Origin of the sequence: Sphingomonas canaveralia (genome assembly GCF_047238125.1) — a bacterium.
Classification (GTDB): Bacteria; Pseudomonadota; Alphaproteobacteria; order Sphingomonadales; family Sphingomonadaceae; genus JBDFMH01.
In genome coordinates, this window is the sequence record NZ_JBDFMH010000001.1 from 2,534,752 (window position 1) to 2,557,843 (window position 23,092).

The window sequence follows — 23,092 nt, forward strand, 5'->3', positions numbered from 1 at the left end:
GCCTTGGTGGACGCCGGGGCGGCGAGGGTCAAGGCGTTGCGTGGGGCGGGCCAGCCGCTATAGGCACGCGGTCATGCGCAGCGCCACCATCCACCGCAAGACCGGCGAGACCGATGTCCGCGTCACGATCGATCTGGATGGTGAAGGCCGCTATGCGGTGCGCACCGGCATCGGCTTTCTCGATCACATGATCGAGCAGCTGTCGCGCCACTCGCTGATCGACGTCGATCTCGACGTGACCGGCGATCTGCATATCGACCAGCATCACACCACAGAGGACAGCGGCATCGCGATCGGCGAGGCGATCGCCAAGGCGTTGGGAGAACGGCGTGGCATCACCCGCTATGGTCACGCCTATGCGCCGATGGACGAGACGCTGAGCCGGGTCGCGATCGACATTTCGGGAAGGCCCTTCCTGGTCTGGCGCAGCACCTTCACGCAGGCGAAGCTCGGCGAGCTCGATACCGAGCTGATCGAGCATTTCTTCCACGCGCTGGCGACGGCGGCAGGCATCACGCTGCATGTCGAGACGCTGTACGGCCGCAACAACCACCATATCAGCGAGAGCATCTTCAAGGCGTTCGCGCGCGCGCTGCGCACCGCGGTGACGATCGATCCGCGCAAGGCGGATGCGGTGCCATCCACCAAGGGCACGCTCGGCGGTGCCTGATCCCGCGCCGCTGTGCGTGGTGCTGATCACCTATGTCGCGCCGCTGGAGGCGGTTGACGCGCAGATGAAGGCGCACGTCGGCTGGCTGAAGCAAGCGCTGGCGGCGGACCTGCTGATTCTGGCCGGCCGCCGGCATCCGCGCACCGGCGGCGTGCTGATCGTCCGTGGCGATGCCGGACGCGTGAAGGCGCTGGCTGAGACCGATCCCTTCGTCACCTCGGGTGTCGCCGAGATCGAGGTGATCCCGTTCGGCGCCAGCTTCGCCCATCCCGCGCTCACCGATCTGATCGGATGACGATCGCGCTGATCGATTATGGCGCGGGCAATCTGCGCTCAGTGGAAAATGCGCTGCGTGCAGCCGGTGCGACCGGGCTTTCGGTGACGGCCACACCGGAGGCTGTGCGCACCGCAGACCGGATCGTGCTGCCCGGCGTCGGCGCGTTTGGCGCGTGCATGGCCGGCCTTGCCGCGATCCCCGGCATGGCCGAGGCACTGAACGAGGCCGCGATCGGCCGCGCGCGTCCGTTTCTGGGCATCTGCGTCGGCATGCAGCTGATGGCGGATCGCGGCGAGGAACACGGCCTGCACGCCGGGCTTGGCTGGATCGGGGGCACGGTGCGGCCGATCTTGCCGTCCGCCGATGCCAAGGTGCCGCACATGGGCTGGAACGATGTCACGCCTGCGGGCGATCATCCGCTGATCGTGCCCGGTGAAGCCTATTTCCTGCACGGTTATGCGTTCGACGTAGCCGATCCGGCCGACCGGCTAGCCGGCACCGATCATGGCGGCCCGATCACGGCCGCGGTCGGCCGCGACACGCTGATCGGCGTGCAGTTCCATCCCGAAAAGAGCCAGGCCTACGGCCTCGCCTTCCTCGCCCGCTTTCTCGATTGGATGCCATGAGCCTCATCGTCTTTCCCGCGATCGATCTGAAGGCCGGCCAGGTCGTGCGCCTGGCTGAAGGCGACATGGATCGCGCCACCATCTATGGCGACGATCCCGCCGCGCAGGCACGCGCTTTCGCCGATCAGGGCGCGGATCATCTCCACGTCGTCGATCTCGACGGGGCCTTTGCCGGGCACGGCGTCAACGCGGCGGCGGTCGAGGCGATCGTGCGCGCCTTTCCCGGCAAGGTGCAGGTCGGCGGCGGCATCCGCACCCGCGACAGCATCGATCGCTGGCTGGCGCTGGGGGTCGATCGCGTCGTGATCGGCACCGCCGCGCTGAAGGATCCCGATCTGGTAAAGGCGGCCGCGCGCGACCTGCCCGGCCGGATCGTCGTCGGCGTGGACGCGCGTGATGGCATGGTGGCCACCGAGGGCTGGGCCGACGTCTCCGACGTTTCCGTCGCCGATCTGGCCGCGCGCTTCTCCGATGCCGGGGTTGCCGCGCTGCTGTTCACCGATGTCGGCCGCGATGGGCTCCTGAAAGGCTGCAACATCGATGCGACGCTGGCGCTGGCGCGGCGCACCAGTATCCCGGTGATCGCCAGCGGCGGGGTGAAGGATCTGGGCGACATTCTCGCGCTCGCCCGCCGCGCATCGGACGGCATCGAAGGCGTCATCACCGGCCGCGCGCTCTATGACGGCACGCTCGATCTGGCCGAGGCGCTGGCCGTGGCGCGCGGTTGAAGGCGGCCCTGCGATGACGGTCCGCACTCGCGTGATCCCCTGCCTCGATGTCGCGGGCGGGCGGGTGGTGAAGGGCGTGAACTTCGTCGATCTGGCCGATGCCGGCGATCCGGTCGAACAGGCGCGGCTCTACGATGCCGCCGGCGCGGACGAGCTGTGCTTCCTCGACATCACTGCCAGCCATGAAGGCCGCGGCACCATTCTTGACGTCGTCGCACGCACGGCGGCGGTCTGCTTCATGCCGCTCACCGTAGGCGGCGGCGTGCGCACGCCAGACGACGCCCGGGCGCTGCTGTTGGCGGGGGCCGACAAGGTGGCGGTCAATTCCGCCGCGGTCGCGCGGCCTGAGCTGGTGGCGGACATGGCGGACCGGTTCGGCAGCCAGTGCGTGGTCGCCGCGGTCGACGCCCGGCAGGTGGGCGAGGGCAAGTGGGAGATCTTCACCCATGGCGGCCGCCGCCCGACCGGGATCGACGCGGTCGCGCATGCGGTGCGGCTGGCATCGCTGGGGGCGGGCGAGCTGCTGGTGACGTCGATGGACCGGGACGGCACACGTGACGGCTATGATCTCGCGCTGTGCCGCACGATCGCCGATGCGGTCGACGTGCCGCTGATCGCCAGCGGCGGGGTCGGCACGCTCGATCATCTGGTCGCGGGCGTGATCGATGGCCATGCCAGCGCGGTACTGGCCGCATCGATCTTCCATTTCGGGCAGCATAGCATTGCCGACGCGCATGCCGCACTGGCTGCGGCCGGGCTGCCCGTGCGCTGCCCGCAGCGTCGGTTTTCTTGACATTAACCACGTTTGGGAATCGCGCATTAACCAGCCAAGCTGCGAGACTCGCACCGCTTGATCGGAGCTGGCCGGACTCTTGCGACGCTGCGTGAGGCGGGGTGCGTTCTGCCTTGCGACGTGGGGAGTGACGAATGGCCATCCTTTTGCGGGGCACGCTGCTGGCGATGGCGGCGATGGCCGCGCCGGCATTCGCCCAGGCGGCGGTGCCGGTGCCCGAGCCGACCGATTTCGCGCTTTTCGCAAGCGGGGTCGCGGGCCTTCTGATCGGCCGCCACGTCAGCCGCAAGCGCGGCCCGCGCGACGAAGGCTGACTTGACCGGGCAGGGGCGCTCGTCCAACCGCCGCTGCCATGTCCGATACGCTCGCCCGCCTGGAAGCCGTGATCGCCGCCCGCCGCGCCGCCGGTGATGCGGACACGAGTTACGTCGCCCGGCTGTCCGCACGCGGCACTCCCAAGATCGCGCAGAAGCTGGGCGAGGAGGCGGTCGAAACGGTGATCGCCGCGCTGGCCGAGGACCGCGCCGCGCTGACCGGCGAGGCGGCCGACCTGCTGTTTCACCTGTTGCTGCTGCTGGCCGATCGCGGCGTACCGCTAGCTGAGGTACTGGCCGAATTGGATCGGCGCGACGGGCTTTCCGGGATCGCGGAAAAGGCGGCGCGCGGCTGATCTGAAGCTGGTTTGAGCCAGCACCGCGGTCCGTTCGTCCCGAGCGAAGTCGAGGGACGTCTCACAGGCGCTGCGCAGCGTGGCTCGACTGCGCTCGACACGAACGGGGGTGGATGGGTCGGTACCGTCCGACGCTACCCGCCGATTGCCTTTTGCCGGCGGCGCTGCACCGACGATCCGAACCCAAGCGCCTCGCGATATTTGGCGACCGTGCGGCGAGCGATGTCGAAGCCGCGTTCCTTTAACAGATCGACCAGCTTGTCGTCCGACAGGATCGTCGCGCCCTCGCCCGCGATCAGCCGGCTGATATGGCTCTTCACAGCCTCCGCCGAGGCCGCATCGCCGCCATCGGCGGACTGGATCGCCGAGGTGAAGAAATATTTGAGCTCGAACAGGCCGCGCTCGCACATCAGATATTTGTTCGACGTCACCCGGCTGACGGTCGATTCGTGCATGCCGATCGCATCCGCAACGGTCTTCAGCGTCAGCGGACGCAGATGCTCGACACCCTTCAGGAAGAACGCCTCCTGCTGCTTCACCAGCTCGGTCGAAACCTTGATGATCGTGCGCGCGCGCTGGTCCAGCGCCTTCACCAGCCAGTTGGCGGATTGCAGGCAATCGCCCAGCCACGCCTTCGATGCCTTGTCCTGCGGGCCGCGCGACAGTTCCGCATAATAGCCGCGATTGACGAGCAGCCGCGGCAGCGTGGCGTTGTTCAGCTCGATCGCCCAGCCCGTGCGGGTGCGCGCGATGAAGATGTCGGGCGAGACCGCTTCGATCCGCGCGCCGCCGAAGCGTAGCCCAGGCTTCGGATCATAGCCGCGCAGCTCGCGCAGCATGTCCGCCAGATCTTCGTCGTCTACCTGACACAGCCGGCGCAGCTGCGGCAGCGCGCCGCGTGCGACCAGATCGAGATTGTCGATCAGCCGGGCCATGCAGGGATCGTAGCGATCGGCCTCGCGCGCCTGCAGCGCCAGGCACTCGGCCAGCCCGCGCGCGCCGACGCCGGTCGGCTCGAACCCCTGGATCGCCGCCAGCACCGCCTCGACCCGCACCAGCGCGACGCCGAGGCGTTGCGAGACGTCGAGCAGCCCGGCGGTCAGGTAACCGGCCTCGTCGATCAGATCGATCAGGTGCCGCGCGATCGCCAGATCGCTGCCGGACAGCACCATGCCAGCCTGGGCGAGCAGATGATCCTGCAGCGACAGCGTTTCGCCCGACAGGCTGTCGAGATCGAAGCCTTCGTCTCCGCCACTGCCGCCGATGCCGCCGTCGAGCCCAAGCCCACCATCCAGCCCGCGCGCCGAATCGGCAGCGCTGTCGTGATGGAAGGTCTCGGCATCATAATCGACATCGAGCGGGGCGTCGGCCGCGGCATCGCCCGCCTCGATCAGCCGATCGGCGGTGGCGGGTTCGTCCGGCATATCGCTCTCGGGCGCCTCGCCGGTGCCGGGCTCGCTGACCGGGCCGTCCTCGCGGCCCGCCTCCAGCAGCGGGTTCTTCTCGATCTCTTCAGCGATGAAGGTCTCGACCTCGAGGTTGCTGAGCGCCAGCAGCTTGATCGCCTGCTGCAGCTGCGGCGTCATCACCAGCGATTGCGACTGGCGCAGATCGAGGCGCGGGGCGAGGCTCATGAACGGATCGCGCGACCAGCCATCCGGCTAGAGCGAGAAGCCCTCGCCGAGATACAGGCGGCGGACATCCTCGTTGGCCACCAGCGCTTCGGGGCTGCCCTGGAACAGCACCTTGCCATCATAGATGATGCAGGCGCGATCGACGATGTCGAGCGTCTCGCGGACATTATGGTCGGTGATCAGCACGCCGATGTCGCGCCGCTTCAGATCCTTTACCAGATCGCGGATGTCGGCGATCGAGATCGGATCGATGCCGGCAAACGGCTCGTCGAGCAGCATGATCGAGGGATCGGCGGCCAGCGCGCGCGCGATCTCGCACCGCCGCCGCTCGCCACCGGACAGCGCCATCGCGTTCGAATCGCGCAGATGGGTCAGGTGGAATTCGCCGAGCAGTTCCTCTGCCCGGCGATTACGCGCCTTGGCGTCCGGCTCGGCCAGTTCCAGCACCGCCATGATGTTCTGGAATACCGTCAGCCCGCGGAAGATCGAGGTTTCCTGCGGCAGATAGCCGAGCCCCAGGATCGCGCGGCGATACATCGGCAGCCCGGTGATGTCCTCGCCATCCAGCAGGATCCGCCCGGCATCCGGCCGCACCAGGCCCATCACCGAATAGAAGCAGGTGGTCTTGCCCGCGCCGTTCGGGCCGAGCAGCCCGACGACTTCGCCCTGCGCGACATCGAGGCTGACATCGGACAGCACCTGCCGCCGATCATAGGCTTTCGCGATCGAGACGATCGACAGCCCGCGCGCAACGGCCTGGCCGTCGGCGCTGGGAGCGGAAAGATCGAGGATCGCAGGGTCGTTCATGCCGGTTCCGTTCGGTTTCTACCGCAAATGGTTACCGGACGGTTTAGGCAGCGGCAACTGGCAGGTTTGTTGCATGCGCCCGGAATGTCCGATCCAGGATCGGGTCCCACTCGCATGCGTCCGCGCCAATGGCCAGCCCGCTGATCAGGCCGGCCCGGCGGGCGGGTACCGCCGGTTCATCTCGTCCCATGCGTCCGTCGCGATCTGCTCCAACACGGCCGGATCGATATCGGCGAGGCGGTTGATGTAGAGACACGACTTGCCGATCCGGTGCTTGCCGAGGCGCGCGAGCCGATCCTCCTCGCCAGCCGCGCCGGTCAGCACGTAGAGGACCTGATTGGCCTTCCGCGGCGAGAATCCGAGCCGGCACATGGTGCCCGAATGGCCGCTGTCGTAGCGATAGTCATAGCTGCCGAAGCCGATGATCGACGGCCCCCACATCGCCGGTGGATGACCGGTGACGCGTTCGAGCATCGCCACGATCGCCTCCGCATCGGCACGTCGCTTCGGATCGTCTACGGCAGCGATGAAGTCATGGGGATCGGTAGGCGTAGGCTGCGTCTTGATCTTCGCCATGACTGCCCGCTCCCCCTCGTCAGTTCCCGGTGCGTTGCGGGACGGTGAAGCGCCCCGTGACACGGCCGCCGCGCCCGGTCGACGTGGTGCCGGCCGCCCCGCCGACCGCGCTGCCGTCCACCGTCGCGCGGCCGGTGGTCAGATCGATCAGCAGCCGGCCGCCGCGCACTTCGTTGGCTCCGCGGATCAGCGTGACGCCACCCAGCATCGTGATCAGCCGGCGATTGAGATCATAGATCGCGAAATTGCCGCGCGCGGTCTCGCTGGGGCTCTGCACCACCACACCGCCCGACGCATCGAGCCGCTGGATCTGCACGCCCGATCCTGCGCCATTGGCGTAAGAGACGTTCAGCCGCGACGCACTCATGTTCAGGGTGCCCTGCTTGACGCGGACATTGCCCGAGAACACCGCCTTGTCGGCACGGTCCTGCACCTCGATCCGATCCGCCTCGACATCGACGGGCGCGTTGCTGTCATGTCCCTTCAGCGCCGATGTCTGTGCGGCGAGCGGCGTGGCGCAGGCGAGCAGCAGAACGGGCAGCAAGGCGGGCGCGGAGCGGGTCATTCCGCTCATCTGGCGACCCCTTGAACGATACGCAAGCGGGCACGGCCATCCAAGCGCACGGTGCGCGCGGCCAGATCCGCCGACAGCCGGTTCGCGCTGAACGTGCCGAGCGGCATGCGCCCGTCGACCGCGCCGCCCGACACCGCCCGCCGGGTCTTCAGATCGACCGTCACGTCGCGCGTCTCGAGCCGGTAGCCGTCGGCCGCTGTCATCACCACCTGGCCATCGACCGCCACCTGTTCCCGTGACATGTCGTATCGGCCGGATCTGGCCCGAACCGTGGCGGGGCCGTCGCGCTGGACGATTTCGGCAGCGAGATCGTTGAGCCGGACGACCGGATCGCGCGAGCTTACCTGCACGGCCGATCCGGCCTTCAACGCGAAGGGCTGACCGCGCGAATCGGTGCCCCGATACAGCGCATCGGCGACGCGCATCCGTTCCTTGGCGACCTGCACGCGATCCTTGGCCAGCACGAACGAAATATCGCGGCCGCCCAGCAGCGGCGCGGTCAGCAGGAACAGGAACAGCAGCACCACCGCCACCGGCAGCACGATGCGCAGGATACCGATCAGCCGATCATGGCTGCTGCCCGCCATCGCCCAGCGCTGGCGCTGCGACCGCGCAAGCTGGGCCGCTTCAGACATGGGGGGCAGCCGCCGGGCGATCAGGCATGGGCGAAGATATCGATCTCCGGCCAGCCGGCCAGATCGAGCTCGGCGCGGGCAGGCAGGAAATCGAAGCAGGACTGCGCCAGCGCCGCGCGCCCCTCACGCTCAAGTCGCTCGTCGAACCGCAGCTTCAGCTGGTGCAGGAACCGCACGTCCGACGCCGCGTAATCCTTTTGCGCGTCGCTCAGTTCGGGCGCGCCCCAATCGGAAGACTGCTGCTGCTTGGAAATGTCCTGGCCCAGCATCTCGCGCACGAGTTCCTTCAGCCCGTGGCGATCGGTGTAGGTCCGCACCAGCCGCGAGGCGATCTTGGTGCAATAGACCGGCGCTGCCATCACCCCCAGATAATGGCGGATCGCGGCCAGATCGAACCGCGCGAAATGATAGAGCTTCAGCCGTGCCGGATCGGCCAGCACCTGGCGCAGGTTGGGTGCCGAATAATCGCTGGCCGGGCCGAAGCGAACCAGATGCTCGTCACCCTGCCCATCAGAAATCTGGAGCAGGCACAGTCGATCGCGCGCGGACACGAGGCCCATCGTCTCGGTGTCGATGGCTACGGGGCCGGGCGCCAGCACGTCGGCCGGCAGGTCTTCTTCGTGAAAATGAACTGTCATACCCCCGCATAGGCGTGGGCGGCCCGCGGCTCAATGCCCGGCGGACCCGGATCCGCCCGCTGCGGCACGGCGCACCTGCGCCCGCCGCGACCAGATGTTGAGGGCTTCCACCCCGGCCGAAAAGGCCATCGCTGCATAGATATAGCCCTTGGGCACATGCGCGCCGAAGCCTTCCGCGATCAGCACCATGCCGATCATCAACAGGAAGCCGAGCGCCAGCATCACCACGGTGGGGTTGCGGTGAATGAAGCTGGCCAGCGGATCCGCCGCCAGCAGCATCGTGCCGACGGCGACCAGCACCGCGATCACCATCACCGGCAGATGTTCGGTCATGCCGACCGCAGTCAGGATCGAATCGATCGAGAAAACCAGATCGAGCAGGATGATCTGGACGATCGCAGCCCCGAACCCGAGCGCCGCCACCGTCTTCTTCTCGAACAGGTCGTCGGTCGGCGCGGTATCGACGGCATGATGGATTTCCTTGGTCGCCTTCCAGACGAGGAACAGGCCGCCCGCGATCAGGATCAGATCGCGCCACGAGAAGACCGTCTCGAAACTGGGCTGACCGGTCGCGGTCGGGGGGCCGCTGATCCCCAGGTCGAACACGGGCGTGGTCAGCCCCACGATCCAGGCGATCATCGAGAGCAGGATCAGCCGCATGCCGAGAGCCAGCAGGATGCCCAGCCGGCGCGCTCTCGCCCGCTGGTCTTCCGGCAACTTGTTCGAGATGATCGAGATGAAGATCAGATTGTCGATCCCGAGCACGACTTCCATCACGACGAGTGCGATGAGCGCGGCCCAGACCGTCGGATCGGAGAACAGCGCAAGAAATTCGGCCATGGATCGTCCCTGATTGCGTACGTCGCCTAAAAGCGTCAGTCTGGCAGTCGTTCCGCAGGCGTCACCGCTTGCATGGGAAGGGGGCTGACCATGAACAATCCCTACAAGCCGGCTGCAACAGGCACCGGCAGCTTCGACCTCAACCGCCCGTCGATCATCTCGCTGCTCAACCTCGGCGGTTTCCTGACCGGGGGGCTGACTTCGCTGGTGGCGGTGGTGCTGGCCTATGTCTGGCGGCAGGAATCGCCCCAGCCGTGGGAGGCATCGCACTATACTTACCTGTTGCGCACCTTCTGGATCGTGATCGCGGCGAGCGTCGTCGGCGTGATATTGTCGGTCATCACTTTCGGTCTTGCCATCTTCCTGGTGGCGCCGGCGGGGCTGCTGGTGGCGATCTGGGCGGCGGTCCGCAGCGTGATGTCGCTGATTCGCGCGCAGCGCCGCGAACCGATGCCGGACCCGCGGACGCTGCTGGCCTGAGCCGACGGCAAGGCGGGTTGCGGCGAAAACGCTCGCCGAACAGCGGTTTTTACTTTAAGGCGAATCGCCGGCGCGGTTAATTGCGCGCTGAAGGACGTGCGCGCATCGCCCGGCGTGCGGGTTTTTCATGACAGGGGCGGGTTCGGAAAGATTTTTCAGGCATGGGTTTTGATCGTGGACGGCGCGGGCAGCGCGGCGGCAAGGACAAGCGCGACGGCTTCGGTGACGACAGCTTCTACGGCGGCGGCGGTGGTGGTGGCGATCGCTTCGGTGGCGGTGGCGGCTATGGCGGCGGCGGTGATCGCTTCGGCGGCGGGGGCGGCGGTTATGGCGGCGGCGGTGATCGTTTCGGCGGTGGCGGCGGTGGCGGTGGCTTCCGCGGCGGCGGCGGTGGTGGCTTCGGCGGTGGTGGCGGCGGCGGCAGCCGGATGCCCGCGCAGGTCATCGGCGAGGGCAAGGGCATCGTCAAGTTCTTCAACGGCCAGAAGGGCTTCGGCTTCATCGTGCGCGATGACGGCGGTGAAGACGTGTTCGTCCATATCTCTGCTGTCGAGCAGGCCGGCCTGACCGGGCTGGCCGAGGGTCAGCCGCTTGAATTCACTCTGGTCGATCGTGGCGGCCGCATCTCCGCGACCGACCTGAAGATCGATGGCGAGCCGATGCCGGTTACCGATCGTGGTCCGCCGCGCGATGCCAGCGGTCCGGGCGCCCCGCGTGGCCCGGCCGGCGCCGGTGGCCCGCAGCGCCAGCTGACTGGTGAGAAGGCTTCGGGCACCGTCAAGTTCTTCAATGCGATGAAGGGCTTCGGCTTCATTCAGCGCGACGATGGCCAGCCGGACGCGTTCGTCCACATCTCCGCTGTCGAGCGTGCGGGCATGACGAACCTGAACGAGGGCGATCGCCTGAACTTCGAACTGGAAGTCGATCGTCGCGGCAAGTACGCGGCGGTGAACCTCAGCCCGCTCCAGTAAGGATCGGTCGAGACATGGCGGCCCGGCCCGCGATCGCGCGGTCCGGGCCGTTTTGCGTTTAGGCGCCATCGTGACCGATTTCTCGCTCGACCCGCCCGATCCGATACCAGCCGCCGCCACCCGCCCGGCGCGCGACCCGGCCGAGCGCGCCGCGATCGAGGACAAGGCGGCCCGCTTCGTCCGGCGCCTGCTGGCGAGCCCGATCGACGATCCGGAATTCATCCGTCGCTCTGACGGCATCGCCGGGTTCGGCCAGCCGGAAATGGAAGCCGCGTCCGCCCTGTCGGCAAGGCTGGTCGATCGCCCCGCGCAAGCGATCCAGGCCGAAACCGCGCTGGGCGCCGATCTGGATCGGTTGGGCGTGCTGGTCGCCGCGCTCGATCCGGCTGCGAACGCCGATCTCCTGGCCCCGCGTCGCCTGTTCGGCCTGGCTTCCGCCCCCCCGCGCTTGCCAGACTATTTCAGGCGTTTCGAAGCGGCCGAGCCGGAGATCGCCGGGCTGTTGCGCGGCCTGATCACCGCGCGCGATTCGCTGCTCCGCGACAATGCCGCGATCGACGGCGATCGCGAGCGGCTGAAGGCAGCAATGGCGGCGCTGGACCTGGCGACCGATCAGGCCCGCGCGCTGGATGCCAAGCTGGATGCCGCCGCACGCGAACTGGCGCAGGCAGATCCGCAGCGCGCCGCGTCGATCCGCGATGGTGCGCTGCTGCACGCGCGCGGGCGCACCGCCGATCTGCTGACGATGGCGGCGGTGGCCGGCCAGGGCTGGCTGGCACTCGACCTGATCCGGCGCAACAATCTCGAACTGATCAAGGCGATCGACCGGATCCGCACCGTGACACTGGCGGCGTTGTCGACCGCGGTCGCCGTGGCACGGGCGCTGGGCCAGCAACGGCTGGCGCTGGATCGCATCGCCGAGCTGGACCGCGGCATCGCCCAGGCGGCCGAACGCACCGCTGCGCGGCTGACTGACGATGCGTCCCAGGCCGATGCCGAGCTGGCGCGGCTCACCGCCTCGCTCGGCGAGGCGCGGGCGGCACTGGCGATCGTGGGGGATTTCCGGGTGCGCTCGCTGGCAAGCCTGGGATCGGCGGCCGATGCGCTGGCATCGGGCCCGCAGCGGATCTGATTGCTCACCCCGTTCGGTGAAAGGCTTGGCGGGCGGGGGGCGATCGGGATAAGCCGCGGCTGGAGCCGCAGATGACCGACAAGAGCCTGTTCGATCGCGTACGCGCCTGGCTGGGCGATACCGGCCCCGCGCCTGCCGCACCCGCGGCAGCGCCGCCCGCGGCCGAGCGCGCACCTGCGACGCCGCCTGCGCCCGCGCCGTCATCGGCACCAGACCCCGATGATCCGCGCATCCCGGATGCCTCGCGCGCGAAGGTGCGCGCAGTGCTGGAACTGATCGCCGATCTCGAATCGCGGATCAGCGACGACAGCCTGGCAGCCGGCACGCGTGTCGATCTCGATCAGATGCGCAGCGTGCACATGCCGCGCCTGATCCAGAGCTATGTCGACATCCCAGCCGCGCACCGGTCCGAAATCTTCCGCCGCACCGGCCGGTCGGCCAGCTATGTGCTGAACGACGGGCTCGATGTGATGGCGGAACGGCTGCGGGCGATGTCGAAATCGCTCGCGCAGGGCAATATCGATGCCTTTACGGACAATATGCGCTTCATCGACAGCCGTTACGGATCGCGATCGCCGCTTGATTGAGCGCCCGCGGCGCAGGCTATGGGCGCACCTTCGCCATGAAAGCCGACCCGGCCCTTGCGCAAGGTGGACCTGACCGGCACGCCCAATATGTTGGCACGGCTGCGGCACGCTTCCTGGGTGCGCCCGATCGCGCGGGCGACATCGCCCAGCAATTCCCCGGCCTGCAGCCGGCGGGTGAGTTCTGCATCGGCCTCCGCCGTCCAGGCTGCACGGTGCGCAGTACGGGTCTGTCCGATCATCTCAACCACTCCCAACAACTTCAGTGTTGCACGGGAAATAGCTGCGATCAGTTTAATCGACGCGGAATGGGATTGTCAGCGAAGCGAAAGGTTTGGCGCCTGGATTACGCGATCATCCGGCGCAGTGTCTCGATCATGTCGGCCTCTGCAGCCGGCTTGTCGCGCCGGATACGGGCGATGCGCGGGAAACGCATCGCCAGGCCCGATTTGTGGCGCTTGGATTCATGGATAGAATCAAACGCAACTTCCAAGACCAGCGTCTTTTCCACTTCGCGGACGGGGCCGAAGCGTTGCACCGTCTTCGTCCGCACGAAGCGATCCAGCCACGCCAGTTCCTCGTCGGTAAAGCCGGAATAGGCCTTGCCCACCGGCAGCAGTTCGCCACCCTCGGCCGGGTCTGCAGTCCAGCAGCCGAACGTGTAGTCCGAATAGAAGCTCGATCGTTTGCCATGCCCGCGCTGGGCATACATCATCACGCAATCGGCGGTCAGCGGATCGCGTTTCCACTTATACCATAGCCCGACCCGCCGGCCCGAGGCATAGGGGCTGTCGCGGCGCTTGAGCATCACGCCTTCGATCGCCGCATCGCGCGCGCCGCCGCGGATACCGGCCAGTGCTTCGAAATCGTCGGCCGCGATCAGCGCGGAAAGATCGAACCGCTCGGGATCGAGTGCCGGTACCAGCGCCTCGAGCCGAGCCCGCCGTTCGGACCATGGCAGCGCGCGGACATCGGCGCCCTGATCGAACAGGATGTCGTAAAGCCGCACGAACGCCGGATAGTCCGCCTGCATCTTGGCCGTCACGGCCTTGCGGCCAAGCCGCTGCTGCAGCGCGTTGAAGCTGGCCGCGCCATCCGCGCCGCCCTGCCCTTCGCCCTTCACCAGCAATTCGCCGTCCAGCACGGCATCGGCAGTGAAGGCCGCCGCCACATCGGGGAAACTGCCGGTGATATCGTCGCCCGCACGGCTGTAGAGCCGGGTTTCGCCGCCGGCCCGCACGATCTGTACGCGAATGCCATCCCATTTCCATTCGGCGGCATATTCGGCGAGATCGACCACCGTCTCCTCGAGCGGATGGGCGAGCATGAACGGCCGGAATACCGGCGCATCGCGCGGTACCGGGCGATCACCCCTCCCTTCCGCCCAGGCGAACAGTTCGAGATAAGGCGGGCGGACGCCGTGCCAAAGCTCCTCCACTTCGTCCACGTCCACCCCGAACGCATCGGCAAGCGCGGTCTTCGCCAGCCGCGCCGACACGCCGACACGCAGCCCGCCCGTGGCCAGCTTCAGCAGCGCGAACCGCCCGGACGCATCGAGATGGTCGAGCATCGTTGCCAATGCCCGCGGTGCCTGCGCTCGGCCGAGCGTCGCCAGCTTCTCGACGACTGCAGACAGCCGCAGTGCGCCATCGTCGATCTCGGCGGGTTCACCCGGCGGCTTCGGCCACAGCAGCGACACCGTCTCCGCCATGTCGCCGACATAGTCGCGGCTCATCGCGAACAATATCGGATCGACGCGCTCCTCCACGATCGCGCGGATCGCGGCCGGCTTGACTGCCGGCAGATCGAGCGTGCCGGTGAGCGCCGCCATCGCCAACCCGCGATCGGGATCGGGCACGCGGCGCAGATAATCGCCGATTAGCCGCAGCTTGGCATTGCGCGACCTTGTGTAGACAAGCGCATCGAGGAGCTGGGAGAAGTCGCGCATCGCCAAGCGCAACGATCGCCCGCAGCTTCGGTGCCGGCAAAGGAGTTATGATGATCCAGCGAGCGATCGCGATACTGCTGCTGATTGGCGTGGCGTTGCTGGGCTATGGCTATGCGGAGGCGGTGCGCACGCCCGTCGTCCGCACGCTGGCGGTGCGCTGGCCCGGCTGGACCGGGCCGCCGATCACGCTGTTGCTGATGGCGGATATCCATGTGGCGGAGCCGGACATGCCGCCGGCCCGCCTGGCCCGGATCGTGGCACAGGCCAACGCGCTGGCGCCCGACTGTGTGTTGATCGCGGGCGACATGGTGAGCGACAAGATGGTCGCGACGCGCCACGTGCCGACAGCCGAAGCGGTGGCGCCGCTGGCCGGCCTGCGACCGCGCCTAACCACGATCGCGGTGCCCGGCAATCATGATCACTGGCGCGGCGGGGCCGACATGGCGACGGCCCTGCGCGGGGTCGGCGTGACCGTGCTGGCGAATGCGGCCGCACGCTGCGGCCCGATCGCGGTCGCCGGCGTCGACGATGATTTCACGGGCCGGGCCGACGTGCCAAAGACGATCGCGGCGGCCCGCGCGCTGGGCGGGCCGCGCCTGATGCTCAGCCACAGCCCCGATGTCTTCCCGGCGGCGCGGGGCGTGCCGCTGGTGCTGGCCGGCCACACCCATTGCGGACAGATCGCGCCGCCGCTGATCGGTCCGCTCTCCACCATGTCGCGCTATGGCAGGCGCTATGCGTGCGGCGTCGTTTCGGAATCGGGCCGCCAGCTAGTCGTCACCAGCGGCATCGGCACGTCGCTGCTACCGCTCAGGATCGGCGCGCCACCCGAAATGTGGCTGATCCGGATCGGCGCGCCTGCGCCCTGATTGGGGCAGCGGCGCGCCAGCCGTGGATCAGGCCGCCAGCGCGGCCTTCAGGTCATCGACCAGGTCGGTGCGCTCCCACGGGAAATAGTCGCCGTCGGCCTTGCGCCCGAAATGGCCATAGGCCGCGGTCCTGGCGTAGATCGGCTTGTTCAGGCCGAGATGGGTGCGGATGCCGCGCGGGGTGAGCCCGCCCAGCTTCTCGATCCGGCCGATCGCAGCCTCGAGCTGGTCGTCGCCGACCGTACCGGTGCCGTGCGTGTCGACATAGAGCGACAGCGGCTTCGACACGCCGATCGCATAGGCCAGCTGGATCGTGCAACGCTGGGCGAAGCCGGCCGCGACGATGTTCTTGGCCAGATAGCGCGTGATGTAGGCCGCCGAGCGATCGACCTTCGTCGGATCCTTGCCGCTGAACGCACCGCCGCCATGCGGGGCCGCGCCGCCATAGGTGTCGACGATGATCTTGCGCCCGGTGAGCCCCGCGTCGCCATCCGGCCCGCCGATCTCGAAGCTGCCGGTCGGGTTGATGTGATAGGCGGTCTCGTCGCTCAGCAGTTCGGCCGGGATCACCTTGGCGATCACGCCCTTCACATAGGCGTGAAGCTCGGCTTCCTTCTCGCCTTCGTCATAGCCCTTGCCATGCTGGGTCGACACGACGACCGCAGTGCAGGCGACTGCCTTGCTGCCATTGTAGCGCAGCGTGACCTGGCTCTTGGTGTCGGGTTCCAGGAAGGGCGCGACGCCGGCATGCCGGTCGGCTGCCATCTGCTCCAGGATCTTGTGGCTATAGTCCAGCGTCGCGGGCATCAGATCGGGCGTATCGTTGGCGGCATAGCCGAACATGATGCCCTGATCGCCAGCGCCTTCGTCCTTGTTGCCGCTCGCATCCACGCCCTGCGCGATGTGCGCGGACTGCGGGTGGAGGTTGTTCTCGAAGCGTAGCGTCTGCCAGTGGAAACCGTCCTGCTCATAGCCGATCCGCTTCACGGTATCGCGCACCGCCTGTTCGACTTCCTCGGGCACGCCGGGCGCCCAGTTGCCGTTCTCGTCCATGATGCCCTTGCCGCGGATCTCTCCGGCCAGCACCACCAGCTGGGTCGTGGTCAGCGTCTCGCAGGCGATCCGCGCCTCGGGATCCTTCGACAGGAACAGATCGACGATCGCATCGGAAATCTGGTCGGCGACCTTGTCGGGATGGCCTTCGGAGACGCTTTCGGACGTGAAGAGATAGGTGCTGCGCATGTTAGCCTTTCCGGTGGGCGCGGGTGCGAGCCGCATATAAAGGATTCGTTATATGCGGCCCTTTAGCGGGCGGCGCGGTGGCTGGCAATCGCGAGCACGGCGAGCATCGCGGCGACAAGAAATGCTATGGCGTTGCCGCCGCGCGCGAATGGCGTGGGCTGCAATGCGGCCGGCAGCCGCGCATCAATGACTGCCGCTACCCGCCATGGCAGATGTGCAGTGACATGGCCGGCACCATCGATGACCGCCGAGATGCCGGTCGGCGTCGATCGCAGCACCGGCATGCCTTCCTCCGCCGCGCGCAGCCGTGCCTGCGCCAGATGCTGGGGCGGCCCCCAGGCGCCGAACCAGGCGTCGTTCGACGGGTTGAACAGGAAATCCGGCCGATCCCCGCGATCGACGACATGGCCGGAGAAGATGATCTCGTAGCAGATCTGGCTGCCGGCGCGTCCGAAACCGGGCAACGCCAGCGTGCGCGGCCCCGGGCCGGGCAGGAAATCGAGATCGCCGGGCGCCAGCCGCGACAGGCCGAGCGCCGACAGGATCGGGCGTGCCGGCAGATATTCGCCATAGGGCACGAGATGCGCCTTGTCGTACCGGCCGCGCAGCCGCCCTGCCGGATCGAGCGCGAACAGGCTGTTGCGCGCGGCCACCACCTTGCCCCCGTCGAACACCAGCGCCACGCCCCCGGTCAGCAGCAGGTCGCGTGGGCCGAGCAGGCTGGCGATCTTGCGGCGCGCGCGCGGCTCTTCTTCCAGATAGTCGGTTACGGCGGCCTCGGGCCACAGCAGCAGCCGCGGTTCGTCCGATGTACGGCGCGACAGGTTGACGAGCAGTTGCGTGTTGCGCGCCTCGAAGCCCGGCTTCCACTTGTCCTGCTGGCCGATATTGGGCTGCACGATGCGAATGCGCGGCCCCGTGGCAGCCGGCACGGTCCAGCTCGTCGTGGCCAGCGCCACCAGCACCAGTGCGGCCAGCGCCAGGGCCGGCCACCGCCGCCGCGGCTCCGCGGCCGCAATCGTGAGCCCGACCGCGAACAGCAGCAGCCCCGATATCGCATAGCTGCCGACGATGGCGAACAGCCCGCCGGCGATCACCGGCGCGCCGATCCAGGCTGCGAGCATCGCCGACAGCGGATTCCAGGCAAAGCCGGTGAACATCGTCGCGCGCAGCCATTCGGTTGCGATCCAGCCCGCCCCTGCGACCGCCGCGAAGGCGATCGGGCGGTCGCGCCCCAGGCGCCACGCCAGCCCGGCCGCCAATGCGGGATAGACCGCCAGATACAGCGACAGCAGCAGCACCGAGAGCCAGCCCAGCCAGGCCGGCATCGCCGCCTGATAGGTGAAGGCGGTGGCGATCCAGTTCAGCCCGATCGTGAAATGGCCGAGGCCGAACCACCAGCCGATCGCCAGCGCATGGCGCAGCGTGGGCGCGGCCCGCACCAGCAGCAGCCAGCCCGCCAGCGCGGCCAGCGCGACCGGCAGCAATCCCCAGGGTGCGAAGCCGGTGGCAGCCAGCGCGCCCGCGATCAGCGCGAGCATCCAGCGGAGATGGAGCGAGGCAGGCATCGGCGTCGCGCTAGGGCCGGGGCGCGCTTGGTGCAAGCGAACGGGCTGCGCTATCAGACGGCATGACTGCGCTGCGCCCGTTCCACATCGCCTTTCCCGTCCATGATCTGGCCGCCGCACGCGCCTTCTACGCGGGCGTGCTCGGCTGTCCGGAAGGCAGGTCGTCGGAAAGCTGGATCGATTTCGATCTCTATGGCCACCAGATCGTGGCGCACCGGGTGGCGCACAGCGGCGATGCCGGGTCGAACCCGGTCGACGGCCATGACGTGCCGGTGCCGCATTTCGGCGTGGTGCTGGCAATGGACGAGTGGCAGGCGCTGGCCGACCGGGTGGCCACCGCCGGCATCCCGTTCGGCGTGGCCCCGCATATTCGCTTTCAGGGCCAGCCGGGCGAACAAGCGACGATGTTCTTCCGGGATCCCAGCGGCAATGCGCTGGAATTCAAAGCGTTCGCCGATCCGGGCCAGCTGTTCGCGCGCTGACAGGCTACTGCAACGTCGCGCTGTCCTCGCCATCGTCGTTGCGCCGCGCGAAGAACTGCATGAACTGCACCAGCAGTTCGGCCCTCGCACGGATGTCGGGCAATTCGAGCAGCGCCTGCTTGGCCGCGACATCGAACGGCGCGATCTGGGCGATGCCGTTGACCAACGCCTCGTCATCGAGCCGGGCGACGGCATCCCAATCCACCATATAGCCGCGCGCTTCGGCGAAACGGCGTGATTCACGCTCCAGATCGGCGCGCACGATCGCGGCCAACGCCAGCGGCTCCGCGCTGTCGTCGAACTCGTCGCAGCTCGCCTCGACCTGGCGGAAACTGGTGCCAGCATCCAACTCGCGCAGCAGCCGGAAGCGCGACACGCCTTCCAGCACCAGATTATAGCGTCCGTCGTCCAGCGCTTCGACATCGGCGATTCGGCCGATGCAGCCGATATCGAACAAGGCCGGCGGTTCGCCGCGATCGCGCGGCTGGATCATCGCGATCCGCCGGTCGCGTGCCAGGGCATCGGCCACCATCGCCCGATAGCGCGGCTCGAAGATGTGCAGCGGCAGCTGGCTGCGCGGGAACAGCAGCGCCCCCGCCAGCGGAAAGATCGACAGGCGCTGGCGCGATCCGGCCATCAGGTGAACAGGATCGCGGACAGGCGGCGGCGCTGGCCGCCGACCCACGGATCCTCCAGCCCGACCGCCTCGAACAGCTTGAGCAGCCGGGCGCGCGCCGCGCCCTCGTTCCAGGTCCGGTCGCGCGCGATGCTGTCCAGCAGCAGATCGGCCGCACCGTCGCGATCGCCCGATGCCATCAGCGCGCCCGCCAGCTCATAGGCGGCATCCTGATCGTCCGGATTGGCGGCCAGCCGCGCGCGCAGCGGTTCGAGATCGTCCACCGGCACTGCTTCGCGGGCCAGCGTCACCGCTGCGCGAGCGCGCTGGACGGCGGCATCCCGGGCGGCATCGGCGGGCAGGGCGTCCAGCGCCGCTTCCGCCGCATCCGCCTGCCCGGCCGCCAGCAGCGCGCGTGCCTGACCCGCGACCGCGCCCGGATGCTCTGGTGCCATCTCCACGATCTGCCCGAAGATCGAAAGCGCGCGCTCGATATCGCCCGATTCGAGGATCTCGTCGCCCATCGCAACCAGCGGCTCGATCTCGGCGGCCTGCGCCTGCGCCTCGCCCTGGATCGGCAGCTGGCGCAGCAGCTGATCGAGCATCTGGCCCAGCTGGCTCTCGCTGCGCGCCTGCGTCAGATCGGCCACCAGCTGGCCCTGGAAAACGGCATAGACGGTGGGGATGGATTGGATGCGGAATTGCGCGGCGACGACCTTGTTCTCGTCGACGTTGATCTTGACCAGCTTCACGCCCTTGTCGGCATAGGCAGCAGCGACCTTTTCCAGCACCGGTGTCAGCGCCTTGCAGGGGCCGCACCATTCCGCCCAGAAATCCAAGATGACGAGCGCGTTCATCGACGGATCGACGACATCGCGCTTGAAGCCGTCGATCGCCTCGCGTTCGGCCGCGGTCATCCCCAGTGTCGCCACGCTGCATCATCCCTTGCGATTGCTGTCCCCCTTATGTGGGCGCGCGGGCGCTTTCGCCAAGCCCCGCATTCGGGCTTGCCGAGCGCGATACGTCACGCTAATAGCCGCGCCTCGCCGCCGGGCTCCCGGTTTGGCGGACCACGCCAGAGCGGGCGTAGCTCAGGGGTAGAGCACAACCTTGCCAAGGTTGGGGTCGAGGGTTCGAATCCCTTCGCCCGCTCCAGCATGTATCGGCGGCAGGCCCGCCCGGGCCCACCGCCTTCCACCAGATCAGCCGCGATCCCTGCCGTGCGACAGCGCGAAGGCGAACACGTCCGCCCACTGCTCGTCGCTCTGCTGGCGGGTCGATCCCACGCCGTGGCCGGCATCGAACGTCACGCGCAGCAGCACCGGCCCGCCGGTCGATGCCTTCTGCATCCGGGCCGCGAATTTCGCCGGATGCCAGGGCGCCACGCGCGGATCGGTCATTCCGGTCATCGCCAGGATGGCGGGGTAGCGGGTGCCGTCCTTGATCTTCAGATAGGCATCCATCGCCACCAGCCCGCGATATTCGGCATCGTTGGAAGGATCGCCGAATTCGGGGAAGTTGGGGGCACTGTTCTGCTCGATCCCGGCGCGCGCGGTGTTGGTCCAGCCGACATTGTCGACTGCGCCGGCGAACAGGTCCGGCCGTTCCACCACCGCATTGCCGACCGCGATGCCGCCGGCCGACGTGCCCATCACCGTCAGCCGCTCGGGCTTCGTCCAGCCGGCACGGATCACCGCTTCGCATCCGTCGATGAAATCGCGCCAGGTGTTGGGCTTGTTGGCCTTTTGCCCAGCCCGCCACCAGGGCGCACCATATTCGCCACCGCCGCGGGCATGCACCTCGAACAGCACGCCGCCCTGTTCCAGGAAAGCGATGTAGCGGGGCGAGAAGACGGGCGAGGCCGAGATCCCGTAGCTCGAATAGCATTGGCCGAGCGCGGGGGCGGATCCATCGCGCTTCAGGCCCCGCTTGGCGACGATCGAGACCGGCACCTTGGTGCCGTCGCGCGCGGTGGCGATCAACCGCACTGATTCGTAGGCCGCGGTCGAGAAGGCGGGCTTGGGGCTCAGCCCGGTGTCGGTGATGCGGCCGCCCGGTTCGTAGCGATAGATCGCCATCGGCTGCACCCAGCCCGCCATCCGGATGTCGATGCCGTCGCGGTCGGTCGATCCGTACAGGCCATAGATGCCGGCATCGAACGGCAGCGCGATATCGGCGACCCCTTTGCCTGGCGCATAGCAGTGCAGCGTCATCGGTCCACCATTCTGCCGTGCGAAATAGATGCCGTCCTTGGTTGCGATCAGCCCGGTGTCCGCGGTTTCCAAGGGGGCCTTGCCTTCCGGCACCACCACTTCGGCACGGGCCATGTCCGGGGCGGCCGCATCCAGCCGCAGGATCCGGCCGAGCGGCGCATCGCGTTCCGAAACAACGAATACATCCCGGCCGCGCAGTGCAAAACTCGTGGCCTGATCCTCCATCCGCGCCGCCGTGCGCCAGCGCGGCTTGCCTGCCGCGGCGTCCGCCAGCGATGCCGTCAGGATCGGATTCTCGCGCCGCACGCCGCCATAGGGCAGCAACGCGACCACATCCGATTCGGGCGTCGTGATGACGAACGGAAAGTCGATCGGCAGTAGCTTGTACCCGTCGACCGTATCGCCGCCGCCCACGATCCGCAGATCCTGCTTCGGATCGGTGCCCACCTTGTGCAGCCAGCAGACGGTGTTCGCGAAATAGTCCGCCGCGCCGCGCACCGCGCCTTCACGACCGCGGACATAGAAGAAGCCCGACCCGTCGGGCAGCCATTGCGGATTGGCGAAGCGCGCGCGATCGATCGCTTCGGGAAAGTGCGATCCATCCGCCACGCGCAGGATGCGTGCGACCGACTCTTCCGATCCCGCCGATGACAGGCCGTACGCCACCAACGCGCCATCATTGGAGGCATGCCACCAATCCAGGCTGACATGCGCGCCGCTGCCGTCCTTGGCGGCTTCGGGATCGATCAGCAGCCGGCGCTCGCCGCCGGGCCGGTCGATCACATAAAGCTTGGGCACGCTGGCCCCGCCCGGCCGATATTCGACGAACACGCGCTCGCCCACCCGCTCGATCCGCAGCGCCACCGGCAGGTCGCCGGTCAGCTCGCCGATCCGCCGCGCCAGCGCCGTGCGTCCCGGCAGCGCGTCCAGCGCGGATCGCGCATAGGCGGCCTGCCCGCGCATCCATGGTTCCCAGTCGGGATCCTTGGGATCCTCCATCCAGCGATAGGGATCGGGGAGCGTGAGCCCCAGCCGCCGATCGACCGCATCGACCGTCTTGGCGACAGGCGGGCCTGCGGTCTGCGCAAAGGCGAGCTTGGGCACGGTCAGCAGCGTGATGGACGCGGCCGAGCACAGGAAATCACGACGATCCATATGTCCCCCCAGACAGATCGGCGATGCGCCGATCCCGGGGAAGCTGGCATGATAGCAAGCGTCTGTCGACAGGGCAGATCCGGCACCGGCGGCGGCACTGCGCCGCCGCGATCAGACCCTCAGCGAACCATAGAGGTAGGCCGCGCCGATCAGCAGAGGCAGCGTCATCGACACCGCGACCAGCATCCAGCCGATCATCTCGATCACGGGCGCGGTCTGCCGGTTGGCGCGGCGATTGCGGGTGATGCTGTTCATCACGAACGTGGCCAGCATCGAATAGGTGAACACGACGGCTTCGATCATCGGACAGGCATCCCCCCGGACACATCTGGCAGCTGATATCGGGGCAAATGGTTAACGACTC

The 23,092-nt window shown here is 67.9% G+C and carries 28 protein-coding genes and 1 tRNA gene; 14 read left to right on the forward strand and 15 right to left on the reverse strand.

All coding sequences use genetic code 11. From position 1 onward, the window contains the following. Window positions 1–73 precede the first annotated feature (73 nt). The 7 genes from hisB (at window position 74) to ABC347_RS12695 (ending at window position 3,764) form a co-directional block, all read left to right on the forward strand. Entirely contained in the window at window positions 74–670 is a 597-nt protein-coding gene (gene hisB, locus ABC347_RS12665) for an imidazoleglycerol-phosphate dehydratase HisB (protein ID WP_413246079.1), read from the forward strand. Beyond that, window positions 663–965, forward strand: coding sequence for a YciI family protein (locus tag ABC347_RS12670; RefSeq protein WP_413246080.1), 303 nt, complete (start codon window positions 663–665; stop codon window positions 963–965). The genes hisB and ABC347_RS12670 overlap by 8 nt, the downstream gene beginning before the upstream one ends. After that, the gene (hisH, locus tag ABC347_RS12675; RefSeq protein WP_413246081.1) at window positions 962–1,573 is read left to right on the forward strand and encodes an imidazole glycerol phosphate synthase subunit HisH; all 612 of its coding nucleotides are present in this window, start codon (window positions 962–964) and stop codon (window positions 1,571–1,573) included. Before ABC347_RS12670 ends, hisH begins: the two co-directional genes overlap by 4 nt. Further along, the gene (hisA, locus tag ABC347_RS12680) at window positions 1,570–2,301 is read left to right on the forward strand and encodes a 1-(5-phosphoribosyl)-5-[(5-phosphoribosylamino)methylideneamino]imidazole-4-carboxamide isomerase (RefSeq protein ID WP_413246082.1); all 732 of its coding nucleotides are present in this window, start codon (window positions 1,570–1,572) and stop codon (window positions 2,299–2,301) included. Before hisH ends, hisA begins: the two co-directional genes overlap by 4 nt. A 13-nt stretch (window positions 2,302–2,314) precedes the next feature. Continuing rightward, a complete protein-coding gene (gene hisF / locus ABC347_RS12685) occupies window positions 2,315–3,094 on the forward strand; it encodes an imidazole glycerol phosphate synthase subunit HisF (RefSeq protein ID WP_413246083.1) in 780 nt (259 codons plus the stop codon). Window positions 3,095–3,228: 134 nt separating this feature from the next. Further along, window positions 3,229–3,408: a PEP-CTERM sorting domain-containing protein gene (locus ABC347_RS12690; protein WP_413246084.1), complete on the forward strand. Its 180-nt coding sequence runs from the start codon at window positions 3,229–3,231 to the stop codon at window positions 3,406–3,408. Window positions 3,409–3,446: 38 nt separating this feature from the next. After that, window positions 3,447–3,764, forward strand: coding sequence for a phosphoribosyl-ATP diphosphatase (locus ABC347_RS12695; RefSeq protein ID WP_413246085.1), 318 nt, complete (start codon window positions 3,447–3,449; stop codon window positions 3,762–3,764). A 134-nt stretch (window positions 3,765–3,898) separates the two neighbouring features. On the opposite strand, the gene rpoN is transcribed toward ABC347_RS12695, so the two are convergent. The 7 genes from rpoN to ABC347_RS12730 all read right to left on the reverse strand — a co-directional run bounded on the left by rpoN (window position 3,899) and on the right by ABC347_RS12730 (window position 9,468). Beyond that, entirely contained in the window at window positions 3,899–5,398 is a 1,500-nt protein-coding gene (gene rpoN / locus ABC347_RS12700; RefSeq protein WP_413246086.1) for an RNA polymerase factor sigma-54, read from the reverse strand. Between the two features lie 27 nt (window positions 5,399–5,425). Continuing rightward, a complete protein-coding gene (lptB, locus tag ABC347_RS12705) occupies window positions 5,426–6,205 on the reverse strand; it encodes an LPS export ABC transporter ATP-binding protein (protein ID WP_413246087.1) in 780 nt (259 codons plus the stop codon). A gap of 144 nt (window positions 6,206–6,349) precedes the next feature. Then, complete coding sequence (locus tag ABC347_RS12710) at window positions 6,350–6,781, reverse strand: DUF1801 domain-containing protein (protein WP_413246088.1); 432 nt, start codon at window positions 6,779–6,781, stop codon at window positions 6,350–6,352. A 19-nt stretch (window positions 6,782–6,800) separates the two neighbouring features. Next, the gene (locus ABC347_RS12715) at window positions 6,801–7,346 is read right to left on the reverse strand and encodes an LptA/OstA family protein (protein ID WP_413247060.1); all 546 of its coding nucleotides are present in this window, start codon (window positions 7,344–7,346) and stop codon (window positions 6,801–6,803) included. A gap of 5 nt (window positions 7,347–7,351) precedes the next feature. Beyond that, entirely contained in the window at window positions 7,352–7,990 is a 639-nt protein-coding gene (gene lptC, locus ABC347_RS12720; protein WP_413246089.1) for an LPS export ABC transporter periplasmic protein LptC, read from the reverse strand. A gap of 20 nt (window positions 7,991–8,010) precedes the next feature. After that, the gene (locus ABC347_RS12725) at window positions 8,011–8,628 is read right to left on the reverse strand and encodes a ribonuclease D (protein WP_413246090.1); all 618 of its coding nucleotides are present in this window, start codon (window positions 8,626–8,628) and stop codon (window positions 8,011–8,013) included. 30 nt (window positions 8,629–8,658) lie between these two features. After that, window positions 8,659–9,468, reverse strand: a complete 810-nt coding sequence (locus ABC347_RS12730; protein ID WP_413246091.1) for a TerC family protein — start codon at window positions 9,466–9,468, stop codon at window positions 8,659–8,661. Window positions 9,469–9,558: 90 nt separating this feature from the next. On the opposite strand from ABC347_RS12730, the gene ABC347_RS12735 reads away from it, so the two are divergent. The 4 genes from ABC347_RS12735 (at window position 9,559) to ABC347_RS12750 (ending at window position 12,638) form a co-directional block, all read left to right on the forward strand. Further along, the gene (locus tag ABC347_RS12735; RefSeq protein ID WP_413246092.1) at window positions 9,559–9,948 is read left to right on the forward strand and encodes a DUF4870 family protein; all 390 of its coding nucleotides are present in this window, start codon (window positions 9,559–9,561) and stop codon (window positions 9,946–9,948) included. Window positions 9,949–10,109: 161 nt separating this feature from the next. Then, window positions 10,110–10,919, forward strand: coding sequence for a cold-shock protein (locus ABC347_RS12740; protein WP_413246093.1), 810 nt, complete (start codon window positions 10,110–10,112; stop codon window positions 10,917–10,919). 70 nt (window positions 10,920–10,989) lie between these two features. Next, entirely contained in the window at window positions 10,990–12,051 is a 1,062-nt protein-coding gene (locus tag ABC347_RS12745; RefSeq protein ID WP_413246094.1) for a toxic anion resistance protein, read from the forward strand. A 71-nt stretch (window positions 12,052–12,122) separates the two neighbouring features. Then, entirely contained in the window at window positions 12,123–12,638 is a 516-nt protein-coding gene (locus ABC347_RS12750) for a hypothetical protein (protein WP_413246095.1), read from the forward strand. Here the strand turns inward: ABC347_RS12750 and ABC347_RS12755 are convergent. Together ABC347_RS12755 and ABC347_RS12760 are read right to left on the reverse strand one after the other, a co-directional pair. Beyond that, complete coding sequence (locus tag ABC347_RS12755; RefSeq protein ID WP_413246096.1) at window positions 12,611–12,877, reverse strand: hypothetical protein; 267 nt, start codon at window positions 12,875–12,877, stop codon at window positions 12,611–12,613. The genes ABC347_RS12750 and ABC347_RS12755 overlap by 28 nt on opposite strands. 104 nt (window positions 12,878–12,981) lie before the next feature. Then, window positions 12,982–14,583 (reverse strand): cisplatin damage response ATP-dependent DNA ligase, encoded by a 1,602-nt coding sequence (locus ABC347_RS12760; RefSeq protein WP_413246097.1) that lies wholly within the window; start codon window positions 14,581–14,583, stop codon window positions 12,982–12,984. Between the two features lie 50 nt (window positions 14,584–14,633). Between ABC347_RS12760 and ABC347_RS12765 the strand changes: the two genes are divergently transcribed. Next, window positions 14,634–15,452, forward strand: a complete 819-nt coding sequence (locus ABC347_RS12765) for a metallophosphoesterase (RefSeq protein WP_413246098.1) — start codon at window positions 14,634–14,636, stop codon at window positions 15,450–15,452. Window positions 15,453–15,479: 27 nt separating this feature from the next. Here the strand turns inward: ABC347_RS12765 and metK are convergent, their stop codons facing one another. Beyond that, window positions 15,480–16,694, reverse strand: a complete 1,215-nt coding sequence (gene metK, locus ABC347_RS12770) for a methionine adenosyltransferase (protein ID WP_413246099.1) — start codon at window positions 16,692–16,694, stop codon at window positions 15,480–15,482. Between the two features lie 62 nt (window positions 16,695–16,756). Then, window positions 16,757–18,262: an apolipoprotein N-acyltransferase gene (gene lnt / locus ABC347_RS12775; RefSeq protein ID WP_413246100.1), complete on the reverse strand. Its 1,506-nt coding sequence runs from the start codon at window positions 18,260–18,262 to the stop codon at window positions 16,757–16,759. A gap of 62 nt (window positions 18,263–18,324) precedes the next feature. Here lnt and ABC347_RS12780 point away from each other — a divergent pair, with 62 nt between their 5' ends. Then, window positions 18,325–18,744 (forward strand): VOC family protein, encoded by a 420-nt coding sequence (locus ABC347_RS12780; protein WP_413246101.1) that lies wholly within the window; start codon window positions 18,325–18,327, stop codon window positions 18,742–18,744. A 4-nt stretch (window positions 18,745–18,748) separates the two neighbouring features. Here the strand turns inward: ABC347_RS12780 and ABC347_RS12785 are convergent, their stop codons facing one another. Both ABC347_RS12785 and ABC347_RS12790 read right to left on the reverse strand, forming a co-directional pair. Continuing rightward, window positions 18,749–19,381 (reverse strand): LON peptidase substrate-binding domain-containing protein, encoded by a 633-nt coding sequence (locus ABC347_RS12785; RefSeq protein WP_413246102.1) that lies wholly within the window; start codon window positions 19,379–19,381, stop codon window positions 18,749–18,751. Further along, window positions 19,381–20,277: a tetratricopeptide repeat protein gene (locus ABC347_RS12790; protein ID WP_413247061.1), complete on the reverse strand. Its 897-nt coding sequence runs from the start codon at window positions 20,275–20,277 to the stop codon at window positions 19,381–19,383. The genes ABC347_RS12785 and ABC347_RS12790 overlap by 1 nt, the downstream gene beginning before the upstream one ends. 163 nt (window positions 20,278–20,440) lie before the next feature. Here ABC347_RS12790 and ABC347_RS12795 point away from each other — a divergent pair. Next, window positions 20,441–20,515, forward strand: a tRNA-Gly gene (locus ABC347_RS12795). Window positions 20,516–20,562: 47 nt separating this feature from the next. Here ABC347_RS12795 and ABC347_RS12800 read toward each other — a convergent pair. Both ABC347_RS12800 and ABC347_RS12805 read right to left on the reverse strand, forming a co-directional pair. After that, the gene (locus ABC347_RS12800; RefSeq protein ID WP_413246103.1) at window positions 20,563–22,728 is read right to left on the reverse strand and encodes a prolyl oligopeptidase family serine peptidase; all 2,166 of its coding nucleotides are present in this window, start codon (window positions 22,726–22,728) and stop codon (window positions 20,563–20,565) included. Between the two features lie 111 nt (window positions 22,729–22,839). Next, complete coding sequence (locus tag ABC347_RS12805; RefSeq protein WP_413246104.1) at window positions 22,840–23,031, reverse strand: hypothetical protein; 192 nt, start codon at window positions 23,029–23,031, stop codon at window positions 22,840–22,842. Window positions 23,032–23,092 lie beyond the last annotated feature (61 nt).

Excerpts from the sequence above, each read along its gene's own strand:
- hisB (WP_413246079.1), top strand. The coding sequence starts at position 74 with ATGCGCAGCGCCACCATCCACCGCAAGACCGGCGAGACCGATGTCCGC.
- hisH (WP_413246081.1), top strand. The coding sequence starts at position 962 with ATGACGATCGCGCTGATCGATTATGGCGCGGGCAATCTGCGCTCAGTG.
- hisA (WP_413246082.1), top strand. The coding sequence starts at position 1,570 with ATGAGCCTCATCGTCTTTCCCGCGATCGATCTGAAGGCCGGCCAGGTC.
- hisF (WP_413246083.1), top strand. The coding sequence starts at position 2,315 with ATGACGGTCCGCACTCGCGTGATCCCCTGCCTCGATGTCGCGGGCGGG.
- ABC347_RS12690 (WP_413246084.1), top strand. The coding sequence starts at position 3,229 with ATGGCCATCCTTTTGCGGGGCACGCTGCTGGCGATGGCGGCGATGGCC.
- ABC347_RS12695 (WP_413246085.1), top strand. The coding sequence starts at position 3,447 with ATGTCCGATACGCTCGCCCGCCTGGAAGCCGTGATCGCCGCCCGCCGC.
- rpoN (WP_413246086.1), bottom strand. The coding sequence starts at position 5,398 with ATGAGCCTCGCCCCGCGCCTCGATCTGCGCCAGTCGCAATCGCTGGTG.
- lptB (WP_413246087.1), bottom strand. The coding sequence starts at position 6,205 with ATGAACGACCCTGCGATCCTCGATCTTTCCGCTCCCAGCGCCGACGGC.
- ABC347_RS12710 (WP_413246088.1), bottom strand. The coding sequence starts at position 6,781 with ATGGCGAAGATCAAGACGCAGCCTACGCCTACCGATCCCCATGACTTC.
- ABC347_RS12715 (WP_413247060.1), bottom strand. The coding sequence starts at position 7,346 with ATGACCCGCTCCGCGCCCGCCTTGCTGCCCGTTCTGCTGCTCGCCTGC.
- lptC (WP_413246089.1), bottom strand. The coding sequence starts at position 7,990 with ATGTCTGAAGCGGCCCAGCTTGCGCGGTCGCAGCGCCAGCGCTGGGCG.
- ABC347_RS12725 (WP_413246090.1), bottom strand. The coding sequence starts at position 8,628 with ATGACAGTTCATTTTCACGAAGAAGACCTGCCGGCCGACGTGCTGGCG.
- ABC347_RS12730 (WP_413246091.1), bottom strand. The coding sequence starts at position 9,468 with ATGGCCGAATTTCTTGCGCTGTTCTCCGATCCGACGGTCTGGGCCGCG.
- ABC347_RS12735 (WP_413246092.1), top strand. The coding sequence starts at position 9,559 with ATGAACAATCCCTACAAGCCGGCTGCAACAGGCACCGGCAGCTTCGAC.
- ABC347_RS12740 (WP_413246093.1), top strand. The coding sequence starts at position 10,110 with ATGGGTTTTGATCGTGGACGGCGCGGGCAGCGCGGCGGCAAGGACAAG.
- ABC347_RS12750 (WP_413246095.1), top strand. The coding sequence starts at position 12,123 with ATGACCGACAAGAGCCTGTTCGATCGCGTACGCGCCTGGCTGGGCGAT.
- ABC347_RS12755 (WP_413246096.1), bottom strand. The coding sequence starts at position 12,877 with ATGATCGGACAGACCCGTACTGCGCACCGTGCAGCCTGGACGGCGGAG.
- ABC347_RS12760 (WP_413246097.1), bottom strand. The coding sequence starts at position 14,583 with ATGCGCGACTTCTCCCAGCTCCTCGATGCGCTTGTCTACACAAGGTCG.
- ABC347_RS12765 (WP_413246098.1), top strand. The coding sequence starts at position 14,634 with ATGATCCAGCGAGCGATCGCGATACTGCTGCTGATTGGCGTGGCGTTG.
- metK (WP_413246099.1), bottom strand. The coding sequence starts at position 16,694 with ATGCGCAGCACCTATCTCTTCACGTCCGAAAGCGTCTCCGAAGGCCAT.
- lnt (WP_413246100.1), bottom strand. The coding sequence starts at position 18,262 with ATGCCTGCCTCGCTCCATCTCCGCTGGATGCTCGCGCTGATCGCGGGC.
- ABC347_RS12780 (WP_413246101.1), top strand. The coding sequence starts at position 18,325 with ATGACTGCGCTGCGCCCGTTCCACATCGCCTTTCCCGTCCATGATCTG.
- ABC347_RS12785 (WP_413246102.1), bottom strand. The coding sequence starts at position 19,381 with ATGGCCGGATCGCGCCAGCGCCTGTCGATCTTTCCGCTGGCGGGGGCG.
- ABC347_RS12790 (WP_413247061.1), bottom strand. The coding sequence starts at position 20,277 with ATGACCGCGGCCGAACGCGAGGCGATCGACGGCTTCAAGCGCGATGTC.
- ABC347_RS12800 (WP_413246103.1), bottom strand. The coding sequence starts at position 22,728 with ATGGATCGTCGTGATTTCCTGTGCTCGGCCGCGTCCATCACGCTGCTG.
- ABC347_RS12805 (WP_413246104.1), bottom strand. The coding sequence starts at position 23,031 with ATGATCGAAGCCGTCGTGTTCACCTATTCGATGCTGGCCACGTTCGTG.